Below are 20,969 nucleotides of genomic sequence, written 5' to 3'. Positions count from 1 at the left end.
GCCTATAAGGGTAAGCCCAGGGAGCTAAAGGCGCTACTCCATCTTCACGGAAATAGCGCTACCGTCGTAGGCCACTGTTTTGGCGGGAGCAGCCTCGAGATTAAAGGCGGTTGGCCTGTCTTTACTCACCCAGACCACATTGAACGTCCGTTTCTCCTGCATGCCGGGGAATGAGCCTTTTCGAGCACCAATCGTGAGCGTGCGGGACTTTTCGTTGTAAGTGAACGGAATAGTGGCTGACGCGCCCTTCTCGTAGTTGTAGTTTACATTTTCGTCTTCATAGAGCGAGAACTGCCCATCCTGGCCGGTGTACACATACAGCGTAATAGGGTCGGGCAGCTTTTCGGCGGCATATTGGATTTCCGGGCCGAAAGGAATGATGGAGCCCTCCTTCACGAAGAGCGGCATCCGCTCCAGGGGTGCTTCCACCGTGAGCGTCTGGCCTCCGGCCTGGTGTCGGCCGGAATAGAAATCATACCAACCTGTAGTGGCGGGCAGATAGACCTGCCGGCTGCGGGCCTTGTAGTTGGTGATGGGCGCCACCAGCAGGTTGGGGCCAAACAGGAATTCATCGGCCACATTCCGGACAGCCGCATCAGCGCCAAAATCCATTACCAAGCCCCGCATGATAGTGGAGTTTTGGTGATGGGTCTGGCCGGCCAGCGAGTAGATGTAGGGCATCAGCCGGTAGCGCAGCTTATCGTAGTACAACATGCTCTGATAGGCTGGATGCCCTTCGGGCGCGATGTTGTAAATCTCACGGAACGGAAACTGCCCGTGCACCCGGAACAGCGGACAAAACGCCCCGTACTGGTACCAGCGGGTGTTCAACTCGCGCCACTCCTCCAAGTCGGTAGCGTTCGGCTTCTCGTAGCGGCGCTCCACGGCAAAGCCGCCAATGTCGGAGGTCCAGTACGGAATGCCCGACATAGAGAAGTTGAGCCCCGCCGGAATCTGGTTTTTAAAGTCCTCCCAGCGCGAGGCAATATCACCGCTCCAGATGGCGGCTGCGTAACGCTGAGAACCTGCGTAGCCGGAGCGCGTGAGCAGAAATACGCGCTGGTTAGGCGCCGTCTGGCGCTGCCCCTCGTAGATGCCCTTGGCGTTTTGCAGCGGGAAGGCGTTGAAGTACTGCGTGGAGGAGCCCAGGAAGGTTGGATTCATCAGCTCCTTGCGGGTCTGCACGTTGGTATTGGAGTAGATGTCGGGCTCCGAGGCATCCATCCACCAAGCATCCACGCCTTTGGTGAAGAGCTTGGTGTTCATCAGGTTCCAGAAGGCGGTACGGGCCTGCGGGTTGAAGGCGTCATAGAAGGTGGAGGTATAGCCCGGCGCAATCCAGTCTTTGGTGCGGTTGGCAATATTGCGCGGGTACAGGTAGCCCTTGGCCTTGAAGTCATTATAGACCGGAATGCCCTCGTAAATCTTGGCCCACACCGAAATCATGAAGTGCAGGTTGTCGCGCTCATGCAGGGTTTTGATGAGGGCATCGGGGTTGGGGAAGCGGGTAGGGTCAAACTCCTGGCTGCCCCACTCGGCGGGCTTCCAATACGACCAGTCGAGCACGATGTTGTCGATGGGAACCTGGCGCTTGCGAAATTCGGCACCCACGTCTAGCATTTCCTGCTGGGTTTTGTACCGCTCACGGCTCTGCCAGAAGCCCAGGGCCCACTTGGGCATAATGGGCGCCGGCCCCGTCAGCTGCCGGTAGCCGCTGATAACCTCATCGGCCGAGTTGCCCTGCACGAAGTAGTAGTTCAAGTCGTGCCCCGCTTCTGACCGGAAGCCGTACTCGCTCTGGCTTTGGCCGGTGAGCGGACTCAGCCACTTCAGCCCCAGGTACGACTCGCCACCATCGGGGTTCCACTCTAGCTTGATGGGGTACTTCTGCCCTTTCACCATCTCGAAGGCTACCACCGAGGTGCCGGGGTTCCAAGCCTGTCGCCACTTATCAACCACCAGCTTACCGCCGATGTAGAGCTTCACGTAGCCGGCGTTCTTGAGCAGAAAATGGTGTAGGCCACTGGTACCCGACTCAATACTACCCTCCCAGTTCGCCAAGACCTCCCCGAGCTTTACTTCGGTGGGAAAGTTCTTCTGGTCCTCCAGGTACTCATAGTTCAGCACCGACTCGGGGCGCTGCACTACCACTTGGCTGGGCTTGTTGCGGCTGACATAGGTGGCCGTAAGCCAGCCGGGGGTACCGTCTTTGGCGTAAAGTTTTAAAGTAGAAAGAGGCTCGTAGTCGCGCGTATCACCGACTTTGGTGATGGAGTAGTTATCCCAGAGGATGCCGTAGTTTTTGCTTGACAGCAGGAAGGGCACCGCTACATCGGTGTTGTTTTGGGCCAGCTCTACCTGTTGGCCTTTATAGTTCATGGTGCCGTTCTGGTGCTGGCCTAGGCCATATAGCCCTTCATCAGTCGGCGACTCAAACACCTGCTGCACTTGGTAAAACGGCTGGCCATCGGCAATAGTGGGCGTAAAGGTTTTGCCGCCGTTTTTGCGCTCCTGCAGAATAGGCCTACCCTTGGCGTCTGCAAACTGGATTTCACCGGTGGTCAGCGAGACGGTGGCAGTTAGGGCGTTAGTGCTGAGGATGCCTTGCCCTTTCTTTTCCTTGTATTGCCACTTTACGGGCTGCCGTGCCTGCTCTACTACCATCAGGCTTTTACCCGATGATAAGGTATCCAGGGGGCTGGCCTGCACGTGCACAATTTTATCGGAGACTACCTGCAGCCGGATGGTGCGTGTGGCCTGCTCGTTGGCTGGCGTCAGGTGAATCAGAATCCCATCGGCCTGCTTTTCGACTTTGGTTTTTGGCGCAGGCCCGGCCCAGGCCTGGGAAGAGAATACAATACTTAGTAGCGAAACGCAATAAAGGCGTTGAGATGATAACATACGGAAAGGAAGTGGTACAAAATAGGTGGCCTAGCAAGCTCAAAGCCGATGAGTGGTGAACAGGATAGGCCAGGTGGTAGAAGCGAAAAAAAGGGGTGGCCTAGGCCACCCCTTTCCAGGTTAGAGCGTTACGTTGCCAGTCAGCCGGATGTCGCGCGAGGAGCCTCCCACTAGCACATCGAACTTACCGGGTTCCAGCACCCACTGCTTCTTACCTTCATCGTAGTACTGAAAGGCGTTTTGATCCAGGGTCAGCGTCACCACCTTCGATTCGCCGGGCTTCAGGAATACCTTCTCAAAACCCTTCAGCTCCTTCTCAGGGCGCTTCACGCTGGCTTTTTCGTCTTTCACGTACACCTGCACCACTTCGGCGCCGGCTGTTTTTCCATCGTTGGTCACGGTCAGCTTCACGGTGGCACTCTTGCCACTAGGCGTTACACTAAGGCCACTGTACTTGAACGTGGTGTAGCTCAGGCCGTGTCCGAAAGCGAACTGCGGCGCTACGTTGTAAGTATCGTAGTAGCGGTACCCCACGAAGATGTCGTCCTTATACGTCTGCTTCAGCGGGTTGCCGGGCGTGCTGGGGTACTCGCCCAGCTTGTGGGCCGGGGAGTCTTCCAGTTTCACGGGGAAAGTGAAGGGCAGCTTGCCTGAGGGGTTTACATCACCAAACAGTACGTGGGCAATGGCATTGCCACCTTCCATACCGGGGTACCAGGCTTCCACAATGCTCTTGGTTTGTCCGGCCCACGCCGATACGTCAATTGGGCCGCCCCCCATCAGTACCACCACCGTATTGGGGTTGGCCTTGAGCACCGCCTGAATTAGCTCATCCTGCCCAAAGGGCATTTTCATATCGGGCTTGTCGAAGCCTTCGGCATCGTAGGCGTTATCGCTCCACTTGCTGTAGTCGTAGCCGTGGGTAGATCCACCCACATACACCACCACATCGGCGGCTTTGGCAGCGGCTACGGCCTCGGCAATCATCTGCGGATCGGCTTTTTGGTCGCGGGCAATTTTGTAGCCCTGAGCGTAGGTGATGTTCACCTTGTCGCCCAGCTCATTCTTCAGGCCCTGCAGTGGCGTGATTTCGTACTTCGCCTTTACCTGGGCACTACCCCCACCAAGGGAGTTTTCGCGGGTGGCGTTATGGCCAATCACGGCAATGCTCTTCACCGTCTTCTTCAGGGGCAGCATGTTGCCCTCGTTTTTCAGTAGCACAATGCCTTCCTCGGCTACCTTTAGGGCCGTGGCCTGGTGCTCTTTGGTGTTATAGGCCCCGGGCTTGCGCTTGGCACCATCCAGCATGTTGGTGGCGTACATCACGCGCAATATGCGCCGCACCTTGTCGTCGAGGAGGGGTTCAAGAGTCTTGTCTTTCTTGATGGCATCCAATGCCGCATCGGCGAGATAAAACTGGTCGTAGATGGTGCGCGAAGCGGAAGGCCCACCGCTGGCAGCACTCTGGTCTACGCTCTTATACATCAGGGCCAGGTCGGTGCCCATCTCTAGGTCGGTGCCGTTGCGCAGGGCATCCATAGTGTTATGCACCGAACCCCAGTCGCTGATTACTAATCCCTTAAATCCCCACTCCCCTTTCAGAATGGTGTTCATGAGGTAGGCATTCTCGGTGGCGTACTGCCCCCGAAACTTGTTGTAGGAGCCCATGAGCGTGTGCGCCCCGCCTTCCTGCACCGCCGCCTTGAAGCCCGGCAGGTAGATTTCGCGCAGGGCCCGCTCGCTCATTTCTACGTCAATGTCGTTGCGGTGCTCCTCCTGGTTGTTGGCTGCGTAGTGCTTCACGCTCGCCGACACGCCCTGGTCCTGCACGCCCCGGATGTAGCCCACCACCATCTTAGAAATCAGGTAGGGGTCTTCGCTCATGTACTCAAAATTGCGGCCGTTCAGCGGGGCCCGCACAATGTTGATGCCGGGGCCCAGGATGATGTCTTTCCCCCGGAATCTGGCTTCACTGCCCAGCACCGTGCCATAGGCATACCCCAGGGTAGGGTTCCAGGTAGAGGCCAGCGTGTTGTTGGTAGGCATGTAGGTGCCGGCATCGTTGGCGCCCTTCACGCCCTTCCAGTCGCGGCCCTGCTCCGGGCGCACCCCGTGGGGCCCGTCCGACGTCATGATTTCTGGAATACCCAGGCGCTTGATGCCACCGGCTGCAAACGCAGAGTTGGCGTGCAACATGGCTACTTTTTCTTCCAGCGTCATCTTCTTGATGAGCGCCTCGATTTTAGCATCGTTAACCGTTAAAGCGGCTTGCCGGTTCTGGCCCGTTTGGGTGCTTTTAGTATTGGCGGGTTTGGTTTGGGCCGTGCTCAAGCTGGTCATAGCGCAGAATAGAGTGGTGCCCAAAAGAGCCGTTACGCGTGAGGATGGGGAGGACATGCAGAGGAAATAAGGAGTTGAAAGACGCAGCTAGGCCAGGTGCACCAGGAAATTCTCCCTGGCTACCCATTGCAAGCCGCAGTGTTAGTAAGTGCTCGTTACAGTGGCCTAGCGGCCGCGCTTAACCCGCTAAGCGCGCTGGCTACTTAGTGGCCAGCTTGTCGAGGTACTCGTAGCGCGCCCGATGCGAGTCGGGTACTACGCGGGTGGTTACGTCAATGTGCAGCACGGGCGCCTGGGCGCCGGTAGCCACGGGCCAGTTGGGTAGGCCACTGCCGTTGGGGTTGCCAGTCTTGATGAAGTTGGCGAAGTAGCGCTGCATAGTGTCCGACACATTGTAGTCGTCGGGCGTCCAAGCGTATACTTTGTTGGTAGCCAGGTTGCCAAGGGCGTACTCGATTTCGGCGGAGTGTACGGCGCCCTTGGCGGGCGGTGCTTTCGGCGCCGAGGCGGGTTGCTTTACCACACCGCCCGCTAGGCCTGCCGTAGCGTTGCCCATTTCGGGGGTCATGGCTGGGCGCGGCCGGGCGTAGTAGTAGCGGTACACGGGCTGCCCGCCGGTCTGGCTGTGCGCATCGGCCCACTTCCAAGTGCTGTAGGCAATAAACCGGTCGCCGGCCAGGTCGGTAGCAGCCTGCTCCGCTTCCTGGGCCGTGGTAGCAGGATACTGCTTAAGCACCTCTTCGGCCTTATCACCATAGAGCTTGGTTACGGCCTGGCGGAAGCTCTCGGGCGTGGGCGCCTCCTGGCCTAGCAAGGCCTGGTAGCCCATTTCCTGAGAGTTCCAGCCCACCAGCAAGGGCACATGGGCCTGCTTACCAGCCGCAAACGTGGCCGTGGGCATTTCCGTGAAGAAGTAGCCGTCGAGGGTGGGGGCAAAACGCGGAATACCCGGCTTGCCCGTTGCCTCCAGCAGCTGCTGGGCTGGCATAGCGCGCAATGCAGCCAACGAAGAGGCTCCTAGGCTAGTGGCAAACGCCACCCCGTTCTTCTCTCCTTCTGTCAACGGCAGGGGGCCAAAACCGGTGTTCAGCATGGAGCCGCTTTCGCCGATGGCACCCGCAAACAGAGTTCTAGACAAGGGCGAAGCCATCTGGGCACTCACGGACATAGAGCCCGCCGACTCGCCGGCAATGGTCACGCGCTTGGGGTCGCCGCCAAAGGCGGCAATGTTCTGCTGTACCCAGCGCAAGGCCGCGCTCTGGTCGAGAAACCCATAGTTGCCGGAGGCCTTGTTTGGTGATTCCTGCGAGAGCTCAGGGTGAGCCAGGAACCCGAATATCCCGAGGCGGTAATTTACCGTAACGGCCACAATACCGCGCTTAGCCATGCTCTCGCCATCGTAGCGTGGTTCTGAGCCATCCCCGGCCACAAAGCCGCCGCCGTAGAAATACACCAGCACGGGCAGCTTCTCCTGACTAGACTTCGCGGGCGTCCAGACGTTCAGGTAAAGGCAGTCTTCGCTCACCCCGTTGGAGCGGAAGTTCATGTCGCCGAACAGGGGAAGCTGCATGGCCCGGGGGCCGAACTGCTTGGCCTGCCGCACGCCGGTCCATTTCTGTACCGGCTGCGGCGCTTTCCACCGAAGGTTTCCGACGGGCGGTGCCGCAAAGGGTACTCCTTTAAACTCATGTACGCCGCTAGCCGCCGTGGTGCCTTCGAGTAGGCCAGTGGTTACCTGCGCCCGGTTAGCAGCTAGGCCACTGGCAGAAGCCGTTTTTGCTTTGGTTTGGGCTTCTGCCAGTGGTACCAGCTGCACGGATAGCAGCATCAAGATCAGGGGTAGTTTCATGCTCAGAAAGGTATGTAGTCAAGTACGATGATGCAGTAGCTAAGGTCGTACGGCTGAGCCAACTGACCTAACTCAATTCATGCATCAAAGTAACACCCAAATGCTACGGGTAAGAGAAGCAGCGCCCGGCAGCTAGGCGCCGCTCCTCCTGCTCGTATACCGCGGGCTGTCGCAACAGCCCACCTCCGCGTTAGTAACCTGGGTTTTGTGTCAGGTTTGGGTTCACGTTGATTTCGGCCTGCGGAATGGGCAGCAGCACGTTAAAGTCCTGTATGGCTTTGCCCTGAGCGCGCATGGTGGAAATCAGCTTACCCGTCCGTTTCAGGTCATACCACCGGTCGTTCTCGAAGGCCAGCTCGTTGCGGCGCTCCTGCAGAATGGCATCCTTGAAGTTGGGCGTGGCAGCCGTCAGGTCGCGGGCCGAAGGCGTATCAATGGGCAGGCCGAAGGCTCGGCGGCGCACCTTGTTCACGGCTTCCAGCCCTTCAGCAGTTGGCCCTACAGCCTCAGCCAGAATCAGGTACATTTCAGCCAAACGTAGTACTGGCACGTTCAGGGGCGAATCCCAGATGGTGGTATTCACCTTGCCCACGAAGAATTTCTTTACGTTGTAGCCATTGGGCGAGCCCACCAGTGTAGCGGGTTGCACGGTACCGTCGGCGTACACGAAGCCGGGACGGATGATGGTAGCATCCAGGCGCGTATCACCGTTCTCATACCCACGCACCAGGTCGGGCTCCGGAACGTTGAAGCCATAGCCTCCGGCTGGCACTACATAGATAAAGCGAGGTCCCCAGAAGTCGTTGCCAATGAAGCCGGGGCCATCGGTGGTATACGTGTTGAGGCCCGACTTAAACTGCACTTCAAACAGTGACTCGCGGCCGTTCTCATTCTCCACCTTGAAGTTATCGGCGAAGTTGGGCCACAAGCTCTTGCCCGAGCCCGAAATAACCGCGCGGGCCTGAGTGGCAGCATTGGCCATGTCGCCCTGCGTCAGGTACACCTTGGCCAGCAAAGCCGTGGCCGACCACTTGTTGGCGCGGCCTACGTCGTTGCCGGTATAGTCGGTAGCGGGCAGCTTGGTAATGGCATCCTGCAGGTCTTTAACAATCTGGGCGTACACCTGTGCGGCGGGCGTGCGGGTGATGTTGGCCACTTCAGCGGCACTTTGGGCCGGCGTGAGCACCAACGGCACATCGCCGTAGCCGCGCACGAGGTAGAAGTAATACAGGGCCCGCAGGAAAGCCGCTTCGCCGAGGCAGCGCTGCTTTATGGCTTCCGTCATCTGAATGTCGGGCACCCGTAGCAGCACCTGGTTGGCCTGCCCAATGGCCAGATACGCCCGCTGCCAATGGTTGGTGGTTAGGGGGTTGGTAGTTGGGATGGTGAAGTTATCGAGCTGCTGAAACTCAATACCGTCGGCGGCACCCCCACCCCCGGTATTCGAGTTGTCCGACATGATGTCGCCGATACCCCACAGCGCTTGGTTGAACATGCCGCTCTGGTTGAGCTGCGAGTACACGGCGTTGGTAGCCTGAATGGCGTCGGTTTCGGTCTTATAGAACGTTTCGGTGGTCACCGCGTCGCGCGGTTGCAGGTCCAGGTATTCTTCGGTGCAGCCAGCTAACAGCCCTAGAGTTAGCAGCGCGGCACACATGCTTTTTGTATGTATCATGAGTAGTATCGTCGAAAAAAGAAGGTGGGAATCAGGCTTGTGTGGTGGAAAACCAGCAGTTCTTAGAAGCCAATGTTAATGCCGGCCAGGAAGGTGCGCGCCTGTGGGTAAATGCCGCGGTCGACGCCGAAGCTACCGCCCTGGTTACCCAATTCCGGGTCGAAGCCCTTGTATTTGGTGAAGGTGAAGAGGTTTTGGGCGGTACCGTACACCCGGATGCGCTCCACCCCAAACTGGCCTAGCAGCGTTTTAGGCAGCGTGTAGCCCAACGTCACCAGTTTTACCCGCATGTAAGAGCCATTTTCCAGGTAGTGGCTAGACACGCGCAGGTTGCGGTTGGGGTCGTTGTAGATGGCCCTTGGGATGTTGTTGCTCGTGCCGGGGCCAGTCCAGCGCTCCAGCGTGAGGGTGCTGGAGTTAGCCGCGCCGTATAGGCCGCCCTCCGTGTAGTAGCGGTTCAGGTTATACACGTCGTTACCCTGCGAGCCTTGCAGGAACACATTCAAGTCGAACCCACCGTAGGTGAACGTGTTGTTCAGGCCGTAGGTGAATTTGGGGTTCGGGTTACCAAAGTAGCCCTGGTCGGCGCTGGTAATCTGGCCGTCGCCGTTTAGATCCTTGAACTTGATGTCGCCGGGGGCCGTGCCCGATTCCTGGTAGAAGCCAGTTTTAGAGCCAGCATTCAGCGTCCGCAGCTCTTCCTGAGTTTGAATTAGCCCATCGGCTATGTAGCCATAGAAGGAGCCGAAGGGTACTCCTGCTGCGTAGCGCACTAGCGTTTCACCGCCCCGGATACTCTGGCCAAAATAGGGCCGACCACTACCCAAGGAGGTAATTTCGTTGCGGTAAGCCGAGATGTTGAGCGTAGTCGACCACGTAAAGCCGCTGTTGTCGCTCACGAAGTTGTTAGTCGTAACGGCTACGTCAATACCCTTGTTTTTGGCCGAGGCTGCATTGGTGTTCACGGCCTCCGTAGTGCCCGACACGGCCGATACCGGCACGCCGGCAATCAGGTTGGGCGAGCGACGCGTGTATAGGTCTACGGCAGCTGTCACGCGGTTCTGGAATAGTCCTAGGTCTACGCCTACGTTCGTTTGCTCATTGATTTCCCAGCTCAAATCGCGGTTCTGCAGACGCGTGGGCGCGGCACCAGTTACCGTGGTTTGCGCGCCAGTTCCGAATACGTACTGCGTACCCGTGCTGGAGTTAATAGTGGAGAGATAACCGAAGGTACCAGCATTGAGGGGGTTACCCACACGGCCGTAACCTACCCGCAGCTTTAGGTTGCTGATGGTACTGTTGTCCTTCATGAAATCTTCCTCCGAAATGCGCCAACCGGCCGATACCCCGGGGAAGAAACCAAACTTCTTGCCCAGATCGAAGGCCGAAGTGCCGTCGTAGCGCACAATGGCTGAGAACAGATACTTACCGGCAAACTCGTAGTTCAAGCGGCTGAAGTAGCTGGCCAGACGGCTACGGCCATTTCCGCCGTAGTTGTTTATCTGAGTGTTGAAAGGCCCCCGGTCCAGCACCTGCAGATCGTTACGGCTATAGCCGGTACGGCTGGCGCCCAAGTAGGAGTTATCGAACTGCTGCGCCGACTGGCCTAGCAGGAACGTTACCTGATGCTTGCCAGCAAACAGCTTGTCGTAGGTGGCCGTATTTTCAATCAGGTAGCTCGGGTTATAATTCGAGCTGCTCTGCAGGCTGGCATTGTTGGTGGTGTACTTAGCCGAGCCAGGAATAGAAGGATAAAAGCGGTCCTGCTGGTCAAATACCAGGTCAGCGCCTACGTTGGTGCGGAAGCGTAGGCCTGCTACAGGCTCGAGCTCAGCGTAGAAGGTGGTAAGGACGCGGTTGCGGAAGTGCTTGATGTTGGGCCGCAACGCTGCCGTAACGGGGTTTTCCTCGCCGTAGTTGTCGGCGGCAGTGTACTCGTAGAAGCTACCGTCGGGGTTGCGGGCGGGTGCCGTAGGCGGCGCCTGTAGGGCCAGCTGGATAATGCCGCTAAACTCGTTGTTAGGAGAGTTTTCGAGGCGCTCGTTGTAGTGCGTAAGGGACAGGGTGTTGCCCACCTTTAGCTTTTTGTTGAGCTGCACCTCGCCGTTAGCACGCAGCGTAAAGCGCTCGAAGTTGGTGCCAATAATGGTACCGTCTTGCTGAAAATACGTGCCACTAAGCGCGTAACGAGCCTTTTCGCCCCCACCGGTAGCCGAAATGGCGTAGTTCTGAATTTTGGCGCTCCGGAAGATTTCATCCATCCAGTCGGTGCCCTCACCCAGCGAGGCAGGGTTGGCATATTTCGGGATGATTTTCTCGCCTGCCGCCGTGCGCGACTCGTTGTTAAGAGTTGCAAACTCCTGAGCGTTTAGCAGATCAAGCTTGCGCCATACCTGCTGGGTGCCCACGTAGGCGTCTAGGCTGATGTTAGAAGTACCGGCTTTGCCACGCTTGGTAGTGATGATAACTACCCCGTTGGCGGCTCGCAGGCCGTAAATGGCCGTGGCGGAGGCATCTTTCAGCACATCAATCGACTCAATGTCGTTGGGGCTGATGGCGTTCAGGACGGTGTCATCACCCGAAGGCAACGGAAAGCCGTCGACTACATACAGGGGGCTATTATTACCCGCCGACGTGATACCACGTACCCGAATAGAAGTACCGCCTGAGCCGCCCGGCGCCCCGGAGTTAGACACAACCTGTACGCCCGCAGCCCGTCCCTGAATGGCTTGTGCGGCATCGGGTACTGGCTGGGAGGCAATTTCCCGCCCCGACACCGAAGCTACGGCTCCAGTCACGCTCTGACGCTCCTGAGTACCATATCCTACTACTACTACCTCTTTCAGCGCCTGCGTGTCTTCGCTGAGAGTAATAGCAAGAGCAGAAGTTGCTCCTGTTACGGGCACTTCCCGGCGGTTGTAGCCTAGGTAGGTGAATACCAAGGTACTGCCTTCGGGCACGTTCAGGCTGAAGTTACCAGTGGCATCGGTGGTAGTGCCTTGGCTAGTGCCTTTCACTACTACTGTCACCCCGGGTAGCCCTTCGCCGTTGGCTTGGGTTACGCGGCCCGAGACGGGCACATCGGCCGTCAGTGGCGCGGTAGCGGCTTCAGACTCAGTGGTGAGCCGGGCTGAGGCGGCAGCCGGCAGTACAAACGATTGCAGGCTGCCGGCCGTAACCAGCGCAGCACTTCGCAACAGTAGCTTTTTGTAAGGAAGTGTACTCATAGAAGTGGGATTATGATGAGGTACTGTGGGAATACTTAATGCTAGTGGCGTACTAGCAGAGAAGCCATCTGAAGATTCTTACTGCGCGCCTGGCCGTCTGCCTGACTTCGGGGAGAACCTGTACCGAAACAGTGACTTGCAACATTGCATTTTTACAAAACACTGATAACCAACATTTTATAAAAACGCAAGGCAATAGTGAGCTTGCGAGCCACCTGGGGAGTGGCCGGAATTGCAAATAGGCGAGCCTGACTGCTTAGGTCAGAGCAGGTAAGAAAGTGATGTACTCAGTGCGGGTGTGCGGACGCGAACGGAACTAGAGCAGGATGCAGCCTAATGAAAAAAGCAGGGCTGCCGCAATCGATATAGGTGTTGGAAAGCGTAACTAGAATTGATGGGCTACGCTACCTAGGAATAGCTCTATGGCTAACGAGAAATGCTTCTCCATTTACTTACTGATAATGCGGTGGGAAGGAAGGGCAGGTAGATCAGGTAATAATGTTTTTAATACAGAAATTGCATCCTTTCGGGGCTCAGGAATGTCATTCTGTATTATCGACGGAATAAATGTAAACACTTTTCGGTAATACGTACATTCTACACAATAAAAATTTCTACTCATGAACACCCGCCAAGAAGTTCTGGACTTCGTTCATCATGGCCACGAGCGCTATTTACCGCATCTCTCCATCGATTGCGTCATTTTTGGGTACCATGCGCATCAGCTAAAAATTTTGCTGATTCGGCACCACGGCCACGATAATTGGAGCTTACCCGGCGGGTATATTGCTCGTGATGAAGCCCTAACGGAAGCAGCCCACCGCATTTTGGCCGAGAAGACCCAGCTCTCTAATTTGTTCCTGCAGCAGTTCTACGTGTTCGGCGACAGCGCCACCCGGATGAACAAGATCAAGACGCAGGAAACCCATAACACAACCTACTCCAAGGTGGGCGTAGCCATAGGCGAGAACCACTGGCTTTCTGAGCGCACCCTATCCATTGGGTATTACGCCTTAGTCGACTACCTGAACGTGGTGGTAAACCCGGAGCTGCTGGTGGATGAATACTGCTGGCAGGAGGTTTCGGAAATTCCGACCCTGGATTACGACCACAACGAGATTGTGCAGAAGGCCCTTATGACCCTGCGGGCCCAGATTTATCAGCAGCCCATTGGCTATAACCTGCTGGCCGACAAGTTCACGCTGCCCGAAATTCACGCCCTCTACGAAACCATTCTGGGGCGGCAGTTTGACCGTCGTAATTTTCGCAAGAAGCTACTCACGCTGGGGCTTATCCGGCAGCTAGATGAGCAGCGCAAAATTGGGCCGCACCGCTCCCCCTATCTGTATGAGTTTGACCGGGAGAATTATCAAAAAGCCTTAGAAGACGGTGCCGTTCTTGCTCTCTAACTCTTTGCCAGTGGTCTAGCTTTACTCACTATACTAGTTGCTTCTCCCCTACTGGCCTAGCAGCGGCAGAGCCCAGTTCAGGAGCAGCACGCCCAGGAGCCCCACCACCGATACGATGGTTTCCATCATCGTCCAGGAACGTAGCGTGTCTTTGGCGGAGAGGTTAAAATACTCCTTGAAGAGCCAGAAGCCGGCATCGTTGAAGTGCGACAGGAGCAAGCTGCCCGCACCAATGGCCAGCACCATAAGGTTGGGGTTGGCGTGCGACTCTGCCATGGTGGGCAGCATAACGCCCGCGGCCGTGAGGCCCGCAATAGTAGCGGAGCCCAGGCACACCCGGATGGCCGCCGCAATCAGCCAGCCCAGCAGCAGAGGCGGCAAACCAGTGCTCTGCAGAGCCTGAGCAATTTCCTGACTTACGCCACTGGCTACCAATACCTCTTTGAGGGCACCCGCCCCGCCAATAATGAGCAGAATAAGCGCTACGTCCTTCACCGAAGCCGAGTAGGCATCCATTACGGCTGCCATGGGTTTGCCTAGGCCAGTGCCCAGCGTGAAAGTGGCCACCAGCACCGATACCAGCATAACCACCGAGGGCTCGGCGAGAAAGGCCAGCGCCGGCGCTAGTGGCCCTCCTGCTGGCAACACAGCCTGCAGGCCCAGCACCACTACCAGCAGCAGCACCGGCAGCAACGACGACAGAAAGCTGTTGAGGCGCCCTGGTAAGGCAGTTTCGGGCAAGGCTTCGGACACGAAGCTCGCCAGTGGCACCGAGACGATGCCCCGGAGAGTGAGCCCGTACACGGGGCCCGCCAGCACAATGGCCGGAATGGCAATCAGCAGCCCATACACGAAGGTCAGGCCCATATTGGCGTGAAACTGCGCGACTAGTGCCGTGGGCGACGGGTGCGGCGGCAGAAAACCGTGCATCACTGAGAGGGCTGCCAGCATGGGGAGGCCTACGTACACGGCCGGCAAGCGGTACTTATACACCACCGAAAATATCAGCGGAATCATCAGCACAAAGCCCACATTGTAGAACAGGGGAATGCCAATGATAAAGCCCGTTACCATCATCGTCCATTGGATGGAGCGGGTACCAAAAGCTCGAATCAGGACGGAGGCAATTTGCTGTGCAGCACCACTTTCGGCTACTATTTTGCCCAGCATGGCCCCCAGCACAATCACAATCAGCACCGAGCCCAGCGTATCGCCAAGACCTTTATATACGGCCGCCATTAGCTGCTGCGGCGACAGGCCTAGAGCAAAGCCGGCCCCCAGGGTAACCAGCAAAAACGCCAAAAAGGCATTGACCTTGCCCCAGCTGATGAGGCCAATTAACGCGAGTACGGCGAGCAGAACGATGAGTAGGGTCATGCAAGCTGCTCCGCTGAACTAGCTGCTACAATCTGATTAACCAAGTCGTGGGGAGTGAGCTCCGGGGCAAGCGGCAGCCGCAGGCCATAGGTTGGGGGCTCTAGGGTACTCAGCTGCGAAGCCAACAGTTGCTGGGTCATGTAATGGCCTTTGCGGGCCCGGAGCCGCTCGCTCAGCAACTCCTCAGAGCCATCCAGAAACACCCACTGAATGGGGTGCGTAGCGGCCTCATTGAATTGCTGCCGGTATTTTTCTTTGAGCGCGGAGCAAGCCAGCACGGCCCCAGCAGTGTGGCTCCACTCCCGAATGCTAGCCGCCAGCTGGTTTAACCACTCCTTGCGGTCATCGTCGGTTAGGGGTGTGCCACCACGCATCTTGGCAATGTTGGCCGCCGAGTGAAAGTCATCGGCATCATGAAATGGGAGGCCTAGCCGCTCGGCCAGCAACTGGCCCACGGTAGTTTTTCCGCTGCCGGATACGCCCATAACTACATATACTGTGTTGTCTTGCATGCCTGGTGGGTAGGAGTGAAAGCAGGTCGAGGAGCAGCCCAGCAGACTGCCCGGTAGGAGGCCTAGAGCGCTATTGCGTAGTTCTAACGGGTTAATGTAGCAAACTCTTCCGCTAAAACGCACATCACTGGCTACAGGCTAGCCTCTCAGCGTATAAAGCGCCCTCTGTATACTGGGCAATGCTCCTAAACAGACGAGCTAGGCCCAACAATTTTCCTCTCCGCTTTAGGCCACCCCAAAGCTTAGCTGCCGCCCAGACTAGCGGAAATCCGCCAGAATATGAACAGCGCAGTCACGCGAAGTTCTATTGCTCACTTCTCACTTGGCATATGCACAAAAACGTCTGCCCAAATTACTCCGGGCAGACGCAGGCTATAAGTACCTCAGACAGCTTGCGCCGATTTAGTAGCACCTGATGGCAAGGCACCCATAGTCACCCGTTACACCTCACCTTTCTACTGGCCTAGTGCTCACACTCGCTGGGGTTGGGGTTTCAGGGAAGTAAGGTCCGCTATGTTAATGGGCTTGCCGGTGTCAATGCTTTTGCGGGCGGCAATACCAACGAGAATTGCCAGTGCCCCATCACGGCTTTTGGCAGCCTGCCGGTACGGGTCGCGGCCATCGGGGGCGAAAATTTGCTTGCGTAAGCGCACGTCTCCCCCACCGTGGCCTTCCTCAGTGTTCGAAATTTGGATTAGCTCCCGCTTGCCGAAGTTGGTAGTCACCTGAATCTCGTCGAAGGGCTCAGCTTCCCAGGGCTGCTTCTCCTTAATCCACGCATCAATTTTGCCTTTTGTGCCATTGAAGGAAATGCGGTAGCCCTCGTAGGGCGAGTAGGCAGTGAGCGAATAGCTTACCTGCACGTTATTGGCGTACTTAATCTGCACGGCCATCTTATCGAAGATGTCAATGTCTTCGCGCCACACGCAGCCGTCGCGGTGGTAGCCATCGTACTTCTCGTTATCGACGTAGAGCTTGGTTAGGCGCTCGTCTTTGGTGATATCCCAGTAAAACTGGCACTTGTCTTTGTGCGGGCACGGCCGACAGTGGGTGTAGCGGAAGGGGTTGTTCTTACCGTAGAAGTTCAGTTGCCCGTTGCCGTACACCACTTCCGGGTCCGATTCCAGCCACCAGTTCAGCAGATCGAAGTGGTGGGAGGCTTTATGCACTAGCAGAGAGCCACTGTTCTGGCGCAGCCGGTGCCAGCGCCGGAAATAGTCGGCGCCGTGGTGTACATCGAGGTACCAGTGGAAATCGGCGGAGGTAATGTCCCCGATTACGCCGCTGCGCAGCAGCTCATAAATCTTCTGGCGGTGCGGAGAGTAGCGATAGTTGAACGTCACCTTCACGTTTTTACCCGTGCGCTGCTCGGCCGCCAGAATAGCCTCGCACTGCTGCTCATCGGTAGTCATGGGCTTCTCCGTGATGATGTTCGCCCCGTACTCCATCCCTTTAATGATGAACTCACTGTGGGTGGCATCCACTGTAGTCACGATGAGCAGATCGGGCTTGGTCTGCTTCATCATCTGATCGAAGTCGGTGAAGGTAGGGCACTTCACACCCAGCATCTTTTTGCCCGTGGCCAGCCGGCCGGGGTTCTTGTCGCAGAGGCCTACGAACTCAACCTGGCCGTTGAACTCCTTGAGCACGGGCGTACCCCACATGCCCAGGCCCCGGTGGCCCGTACCCACCATGGCCACGCGGGTTTTAGTGCCTGCAATGGCCGAGGCCAGTACAGTATCGGCGAGAAGGGTACCTGCCAGCACAGCCCCGGTTTGCTGAATAAATTTTCTACGATGCATGGGAATTTAGGAAAGGAACAGAGCATGACGATGGGAGGCCTAGGCCAGCCGCGCCTCCGGGGCACCCAAGGATGCCTGATCTACTGGCCTACTAACCCACCTTTTACATTAAGCTGAAACTATTATGGCTTAAATACAGAATGGCCAGCCGTTTTATTTATGCAATCGTTCCCGGCAACGTTGTCAGCCAGATGGGTATATTATCCGCCCTCAGTTAGCGCTAGGCCTGTTTTTCGAGATGCACTGCGGCGGTAGCCCATTTGAGGGTTACGACATCTTACTAACCAGATAGTGCTTGATTGCAGCGGGTAGCGTTACTTACCGGTGCTATAAGGTTTTAACGGTTCCTTTCTTGTCTGGCCTATCGCGTGCTCTCCCTCCCGCAGTGCTTTACGTTACTTATGAGATTTTCTAGCAGCTCCATCTTACTAACCTGTCTTGCAACGCTACTCGCAGTAGGTGCAAATGGGCAGCAATTAGGTGTGTTTACCGCCCAGCAGAGCATCGGCAACGCAGCCAAACCGGGTACTGCCACTTTCACTCCAGCCTCCCAGGTTTACGCAATTACCAGCGCCGGGCCGCGCACCAAAGCCGATGCCCCGGCCATGCAATACGCCTATAAAAAGCTTGGCGGCGACTTTCTGCTCTACGCCCGCATCAGCTTCGCTGCCTCCGGCAAGGCCGACTCACATCAAAGCCTCGGCTGGCTCGTTCGCAAGAGCCTTGAGCCTGGGGCGCCCCAGGTGGCTCTTGCCACGCAGGGCAACGGCGCCACAACGCTGCGCTACCGCTCCACGGCTGGCGCCGCTCCACAGCATATCCGCTCAAGCGTGCCCCAGGCTACGGTGCTGCAGCTCGAGCGTACAGGTACCACCTTCACCATGCGCGTAGCCCAGTTTGGGCAGCCTTTTGTGGTGGCGCAAACTACCCGCCTTGAGCTTGGCGAGGAAGTGTACGTAGGCCTGTTCGCAGAGTCTGATCAGCCGGGCACCACTGCCATTGGCACTTTCCGGGATGTGCGGGTGGTGGTGCCGGCACCCGATAAGCTGGTGCAGTACCGCCAGTACCTGGGCAGCCACCTAGAGGTGCTGGAGGTAGCCACGGGCAACCGAGAAATCATCTACAGTTCTCTAAAGTCATTGCAGGCCCCAAACTGGACGCGCGACGGGCAGCACCTGATTTACAATAGTGAGGGGCTGATGTACAACTTTAGCTTGGCCACCCGGCAGGTGCAGGAGATTCCAACCGGCGAGGTTCGCAACAACAACAACGACCACGTGCTTTCCTTCGATGGCAAGATGCTAGGCCTCAGCAGCGGCGTCGATCAGTTGGGCGGCTCCATTGTGTACACGGTTCCGGTGGCCGGGGGCACTCCCACACAAATCACACCCCGTGGCCCTTCTTACCTGCACAGCTGGACACCCGACGGCCAACACCTGCTCTTTACCGGGCAGCGCAACAACGACTTCGACATTTACCGGGTACCGGCGGCCGGGGGCCCGGAGGTGCGGCTAACTACTGCTCCCGGGCTCGACGACGGCGCCGAATACACACCCGATGGTCAGTTTATTTACTTCAACTCTAACCGCACCGGCACCATGCAAATCTGGCGAATGAAAGCCGATGGCAGCCAGCAGCAGGTCGTCACCACCGGCGACTTTCAGGATTGGTTTCCGCACATTTCCCCCGATGGCAAGTGGATTGTTTTCCTTTCCTTTTTAAAAGATGAAGTGCCCGCCGGCGACCATCCGTTCTATAAGCACGTGTATTTGCGGCTCATGCCCATTGGCGGTGGCACGCCCAAAGTCATTGCCTACGTCTACGGCGGACAAGGCACCATAAACACGCCCTCCTGGTCGCCCGACGGCAAACGCCTTGCCTTTATCAGTAACAGCCTCGATGCCGCCAGCCACTAAACAGGCTAGCGCTCGGCGCAACATGCTACCCTAGCTACTGCTGATTCAGCTCCGCTCTAATTCTAATATCTATCGCCTGATTTAACTGGTTACAGCTCCTGTTTATTTAACAGGTATTGCTAGGCCACTCTCCCTCCTTACTACATGAAAAAGACACTCCCCCTATTCGCCTTGGCGTTCCTCCTTTCCATGGCCCTAACTAGTACGTCCCGAGCTCAGGGCCCCGTTGCTATCAACCACATCGCGCTCTACGTCTTCGATCTGAAAAAGAGCACTGATTTCTACAAGAATGTGCTGAAGCTACAGGAGATTCCGGAGCCCTTCCACGACGGCAAACACGTATGGTTCCGCATTGGGCCGCACAGCCAGTTGCACGTTATTCAGGGCGCAGCCAGCGTCACGGAGCAGGACAAGAATAGCCACTTGGCTTTCAGCGTGAAGAACCTCCCCGCCTTCCTGAAGCACCTCGACAGCCAGGGGGTGCGCTACAGCAGTTGGCAGGGCCAGGACAAGCAAACCACCCCGCGCCCCGATGGTGTGCAGCAAGTATATCTGCAAGACCCCGACAACTACTGGCTGGAGGTAAACAACGACAAGTTCTAGGCCAGTCAGTGCTATTACAACCTTCCCCCTTTTACTTAACTACAGAGGCCTAGCACACGTGTGCTAGGCCTCTGTAGTTAATTCTACCCGAAAACGAGACGCAAGCAGCGCTTTCCTACTTGCTCTACTTGAAGTATGCTGCGTATTGCGCGGGCATAGTCTCCAGAGGCTTGATCATGATGCCTTTGTAATACACCTCGGCCGCCTCGCTCTGAAGCTGAATTTTACCTTGTTTGAGCGGCTGACGCTGGCCATTTACCACGGAGCTAGAGTTATCTACAGCCATTACCACGTGGCCATTCACGATGTGCACGCTCTTGCCATTTACGTTGATGAGTTCTAACTCGGTCCACTGCCCGGCCGGCGACTCATAATTTGCAGCAGCTTGGCAAAAGCCCGAGCGGCCATTACCCATTGTTACGAGCGCAGCGGCAGGATTGAACCGCAAGGTGTCTTTGGTAGCATTATAAGCCGCTTTGATATCAGCGGTGGAATTGGCGATGCACCAGAAGTCGCCCATGGCGTTACCCCGCTCATACTCCGATACCTGAAACTCCTGGCTGAGCATCCAGCTGTGCCAATAGTCTACTCCGCATTCGCCCTGACTGTTATAGAGGATACCGCTGTCACGTGGCTCGTCGAGGCGGGGCACCCACTTTTTGCTGCCCCATTTCACCTTCAGCTTCAGGTCGTAGTTGGTAAAATCTTGCTTGGTGAACACGCAGCCATAGATTTCACCACTAATGCGCAGCACTGGTTCGCCCTGCTGCATTTCCACTGAGAATACGTTTGCTTCGTTTTTATCGTACCCAATGGGCTTGATGGCATCACCTTGCGCATCAGTGGGCTGTTTGCCACGGTAGCCTAGCTGGTGCCGGTAGCTTTCATACGTGCGCCACTTGCTGAGCTTCTTATCAAGCAGTGGCTCCCAACCCTGCGGTGCGGTCGTAGGGACTGATGACGTAGACAGTACTAACACGGAGGCACTAAGCGCCAGTAGGGTAACACTTTTCATGTATAGTGGGAAGGATAAGTTGGAAGCAGTGAAATCAAATCTAGTGATTTTGCTAAAACGTGACTTCGGCAAATGCTTTTGTTTACCCTTCTCATCGCTTAACGAGATAAGTCAAATCAAAAGTACTCTTCTCATAACGGCGTGCCTTGAGCTAGAACATGACTAGCGCAAAGTCGGCCTAATGGCCTACTCCCCCATTACTTTTAATAACGTCTAGTCCGGGCTTGATTGTAAAGCAATTGAACCTCACACCTTATGAAATACCTGCATCTGCAAGCTATTACTATACGCTCTGCGGCAGAATTTCCGCTTCTACGATCATTCAATCAGGGCTATATAAATC

General features: G+C 56.7%; 12 protein-coding genes. 3 read left to right on the top strand and 9 right to left on the bottom strand.

All coding sequences use genetic code 11. From position 1 onward, the window contains the following. Positions 1-33: 33 nt before the first annotated feature. The 5 genes from EU556_RS12440 to EU556_RS12420 all read right to left on the bottom strand — a co-directional run bounded on the left by EU556_RS12440 (position 34) and on the right by EU556_RS12420 (position 11,992). The gene (locus EU556_RS12440; protein WP_135434419.1) at positions 34-2,901 is read right to left on the bottom strand and encodes a TIM-barrel domain-containing protein; all 2,868 of its coding nucleotides are present in this window, start codon (positions 2,899-2,901) and stop codon (positions 34-36) included. Positions 2,902-3,021: 120 nt separating this feature from the next. Then, the gene (locus EU556_RS12435; RefSeq protein ID WP_210116271.1) at positions 3,022-5,298 is read right to left on the bottom strand and encodes a glycoside hydrolase family 3 C-terminal domain-containing protein; all 2,277 of its coding nucleotides are present in this window, start codon (positions 5,296-5,298) and stop codon (positions 3,022-3,024) included. A gap of 142 nt (positions 5,299-5,440) precedes the next feature. Continuing rightward, positions 5,441-7,090 carry a carboxylesterase/lipase family protein gene (locus EU556_RS12430; RefSeq protein ID WP_135434418.1) on the bottom strand — a complete coding sequence of 550 codons (1,650 nt, stop codon included), beginning with the start codon at positions 7,088-7,090 and terminating at the stop codon, positions 5,441-5,443. Between the two features lie 190 nt (positions 7,091-7,280). Beyond that, positions 7,281-8,765, bottom strand: coding sequence for a RagB/SusD family nutrient uptake outer membrane protein (locus EU556_RS12425; RefSeq protein WP_135434417.1), 1,485 nt, complete (start codon positions 8,763-8,765; stop codon positions 7,281-7,283). Positions 8,766-8,827: 62 nt separating this feature from the next. Then, complete coding sequence (locus EU556_RS12420; protein ID WP_135434416.1) at positions 8,828-11,992, bottom strand: SusC/RagA family TonB-linked outer membrane protein; 3,165 nt, start codon at positions 11,990-11,992, stop codon at positions 8,828-8,830. Between the two features lie 620 nt (positions 11,993-12,612). Between EU556_RS12420 and EU556_RS12415 the strand changes: the two genes are divergently transcribed. Then, positions 12,613-13,401, top strand: a complete 789-nt coding sequence (locus tag EU556_RS12415) for an NUDIX hydrolase (protein WP_135434415.1) — start codon at positions 12,613-12,615, stop codon at positions 13,399-13,401. A gap of 48 nt (positions 13,402-13,449) precedes the next feature. Here EU556_RS12415 and EU556_RS12410 read toward each other — a convergent pair whose 3' ends face one another. From EU556_RS12410 to EU556_RS12400, 3 genes are all read right to left on the bottom strand, one after another. Then, positions 13,450-14,778 carry a gluconate:H+ symporter gene (locus tag EU556_RS12410; protein WP_135434414.1) on the bottom strand — a complete coding sequence of 443 codons (1,329 nt, stop codon included), beginning with the start codon at positions 14,776-14,778 and terminating at the stop codon, positions 13,450-13,452. Continuing rightward, on the bottom strand, positions 14,775-15,290 hold the full coding sequence (locus tag EU556_RS12405; protein ID WP_210116270.1) for a gluconokinase: 516 nt from the start codon (positions 15,288-15,290) through the stop codon (positions 14,775-14,777). Before EU556_RS12405 ends, EU556_RS12410 begins: the two co-directional genes overlap by 4 nt. A 470-nt stretch (positions 15,291-15,760) precedes the next feature. After that, complete coding sequence (locus tag EU556_RS12400) at positions 15,761-17,092, bottom strand: Gfo/Idh/MocA family protein (protein WP_135434413.1); 1,332 nt, start codon at positions 17,090-17,092, stop codon at positions 15,761-15,763. A gap of 401 nt (positions 17,093-17,493) precedes the next feature. On the opposite strand from EU556_RS12400, the gene EU556_RS12395 reads away from it, so the two are divergent. Beyond that, entirely contained in the window at positions 17,494-19,008 is a 1,515-nt protein-coding gene (locus EU556_RS12395) for a TolB family protein (protein WP_135434412.1), read from the top strand. Between the two features lie 144 nt (positions 19,009-19,152). Continuing rightward, positions 19,153-19,611 (top strand): VOC family protein, encoded by a 459-nt coding sequence (locus EU556_RS12390; protein WP_210116269.1) that lies wholly within the window; start codon positions 19,153-19,155, stop codon positions 19,609-19,611. A 124-nt stretch (positions 19,612-19,735) separates the two neighbouring features. Here the strand turns inward: EU556_RS12390 and EU556_RS12385 are convergent, their stop codons facing one another. Next, positions 19,736-20,626, bottom strand: coding sequence for a 3-keto-disaccharide hydrolase (locus EU556_RS12385; protein WP_135434411.1), 891 nt, complete (start codon positions 20,624-20,626; stop codon positions 19,736-19,738). Positions 20,627-20,969 lie beyond the last annotated feature (343 nt).

The organism is Hymenobacter fodinae, assembly GCF_004745825.1.
Classification (GTDB): domain Bacteria; phylum Bacteroidota; class Bacteroidia; order Cytophagales; family Hymenobacteraceae; genus Hymenobacter; species Hymenobacter fodinae.
The sequence above is the reverse complement of the archived record's forward strand: the minus strand, read 5'-3'. Positions and strand labels throughout refer to the sequence as shown.

What these genes read in the sequence shown, in the direction of transcription:
- EU556_RS12440 (WP_135434419.1), bottom strand. Translation starts at nt 2,901, where the DNA reads ATGTTATCATCTCAACGCCTTTATTGCGTTTCGCTACTAAGTATTGTA.
- EU556_RS12435 (WP_210116271.1), bottom strand. Translation starts at nt 5,298, where the DNA reads ATGTCCTCCCCATCCTCACGCGTAACGGCTCTTTTGGGCACCACTCTA.
- EU556_RS12430 (WP_135434418.1), bottom strand. Translation starts at nt 7,090, where the DNA reads ATGAAACTACCCCTGATCTTGATGCTGCTATCCGTGCAGCTGGTACCA.
- EU556_RS12425 (WP_135434417.1), bottom strand. Translation starts at nt 8,765, where the DNA reads ATGATACATACAAAAAGCATGTGTGCCGCGCTGCTAACTCTAGGGCTG.
- EU556_RS12420 (WP_135434416.1), bottom strand. Translation starts at nt 11,992, where the DNA reads ATGAGTACACTTCCTTACAAAAAGCTACTGTTGCGAAGTGCTGCGCTG.
- EU556_RS12415 (WP_135434415.1), top strand. Translation starts at nt 12,613, where the DNA reads ATGAACACCCGCCAAGAAGTTCTGGACTTCGTTCATCATGGCCACGAG.
- EU556_RS12410 (WP_135434414.1), bottom strand. Translation starts at nt 14,778, where the DNA reads ATGACCCTACTCATCGTTCTGCTCGCCGTACTCGCGTTAATTGGCCTC.
- EU556_RS12405 (WP_210116270.1), bottom strand. Translation starts at nt 15,290, where the DNA reads ATGCAAGACAACACAGTATATGTAGTTATGGGCGTATCCGGCAGCGGA.
- EU556_RS12400 (WP_135434413.1), bottom strand. Translation starts at nt 17,092, where the DNA reads ATGCATCGTAGAAAATTTATTCAGCAAACCGGGGCTGTGCTGGCAGGT.
- EU556_RS12395 (WP_135434412.1), top strand. Translation starts at nt 17,494, where the DNA reads ATGAGATTTTCTAGCAGCTCCATCTTACTAACCTGTCTTGCAACGCTA.
- EU556_RS12390 (WP_210116269.1), top strand. Translation starts at nt 19,153, where the DNA reads ATGAAAAAGACACTCCCCCTATTCGCCTTGGCGTTCCTCCTTTCCATG.
- EU556_RS12385 (WP_135434411.1), bottom strand. Translation starts at nt 20,626, where the DNA reads ATGAAAAGTGTTACCCTACTGGCGCTTAGTGCCTCCGTGTTAGTACTG.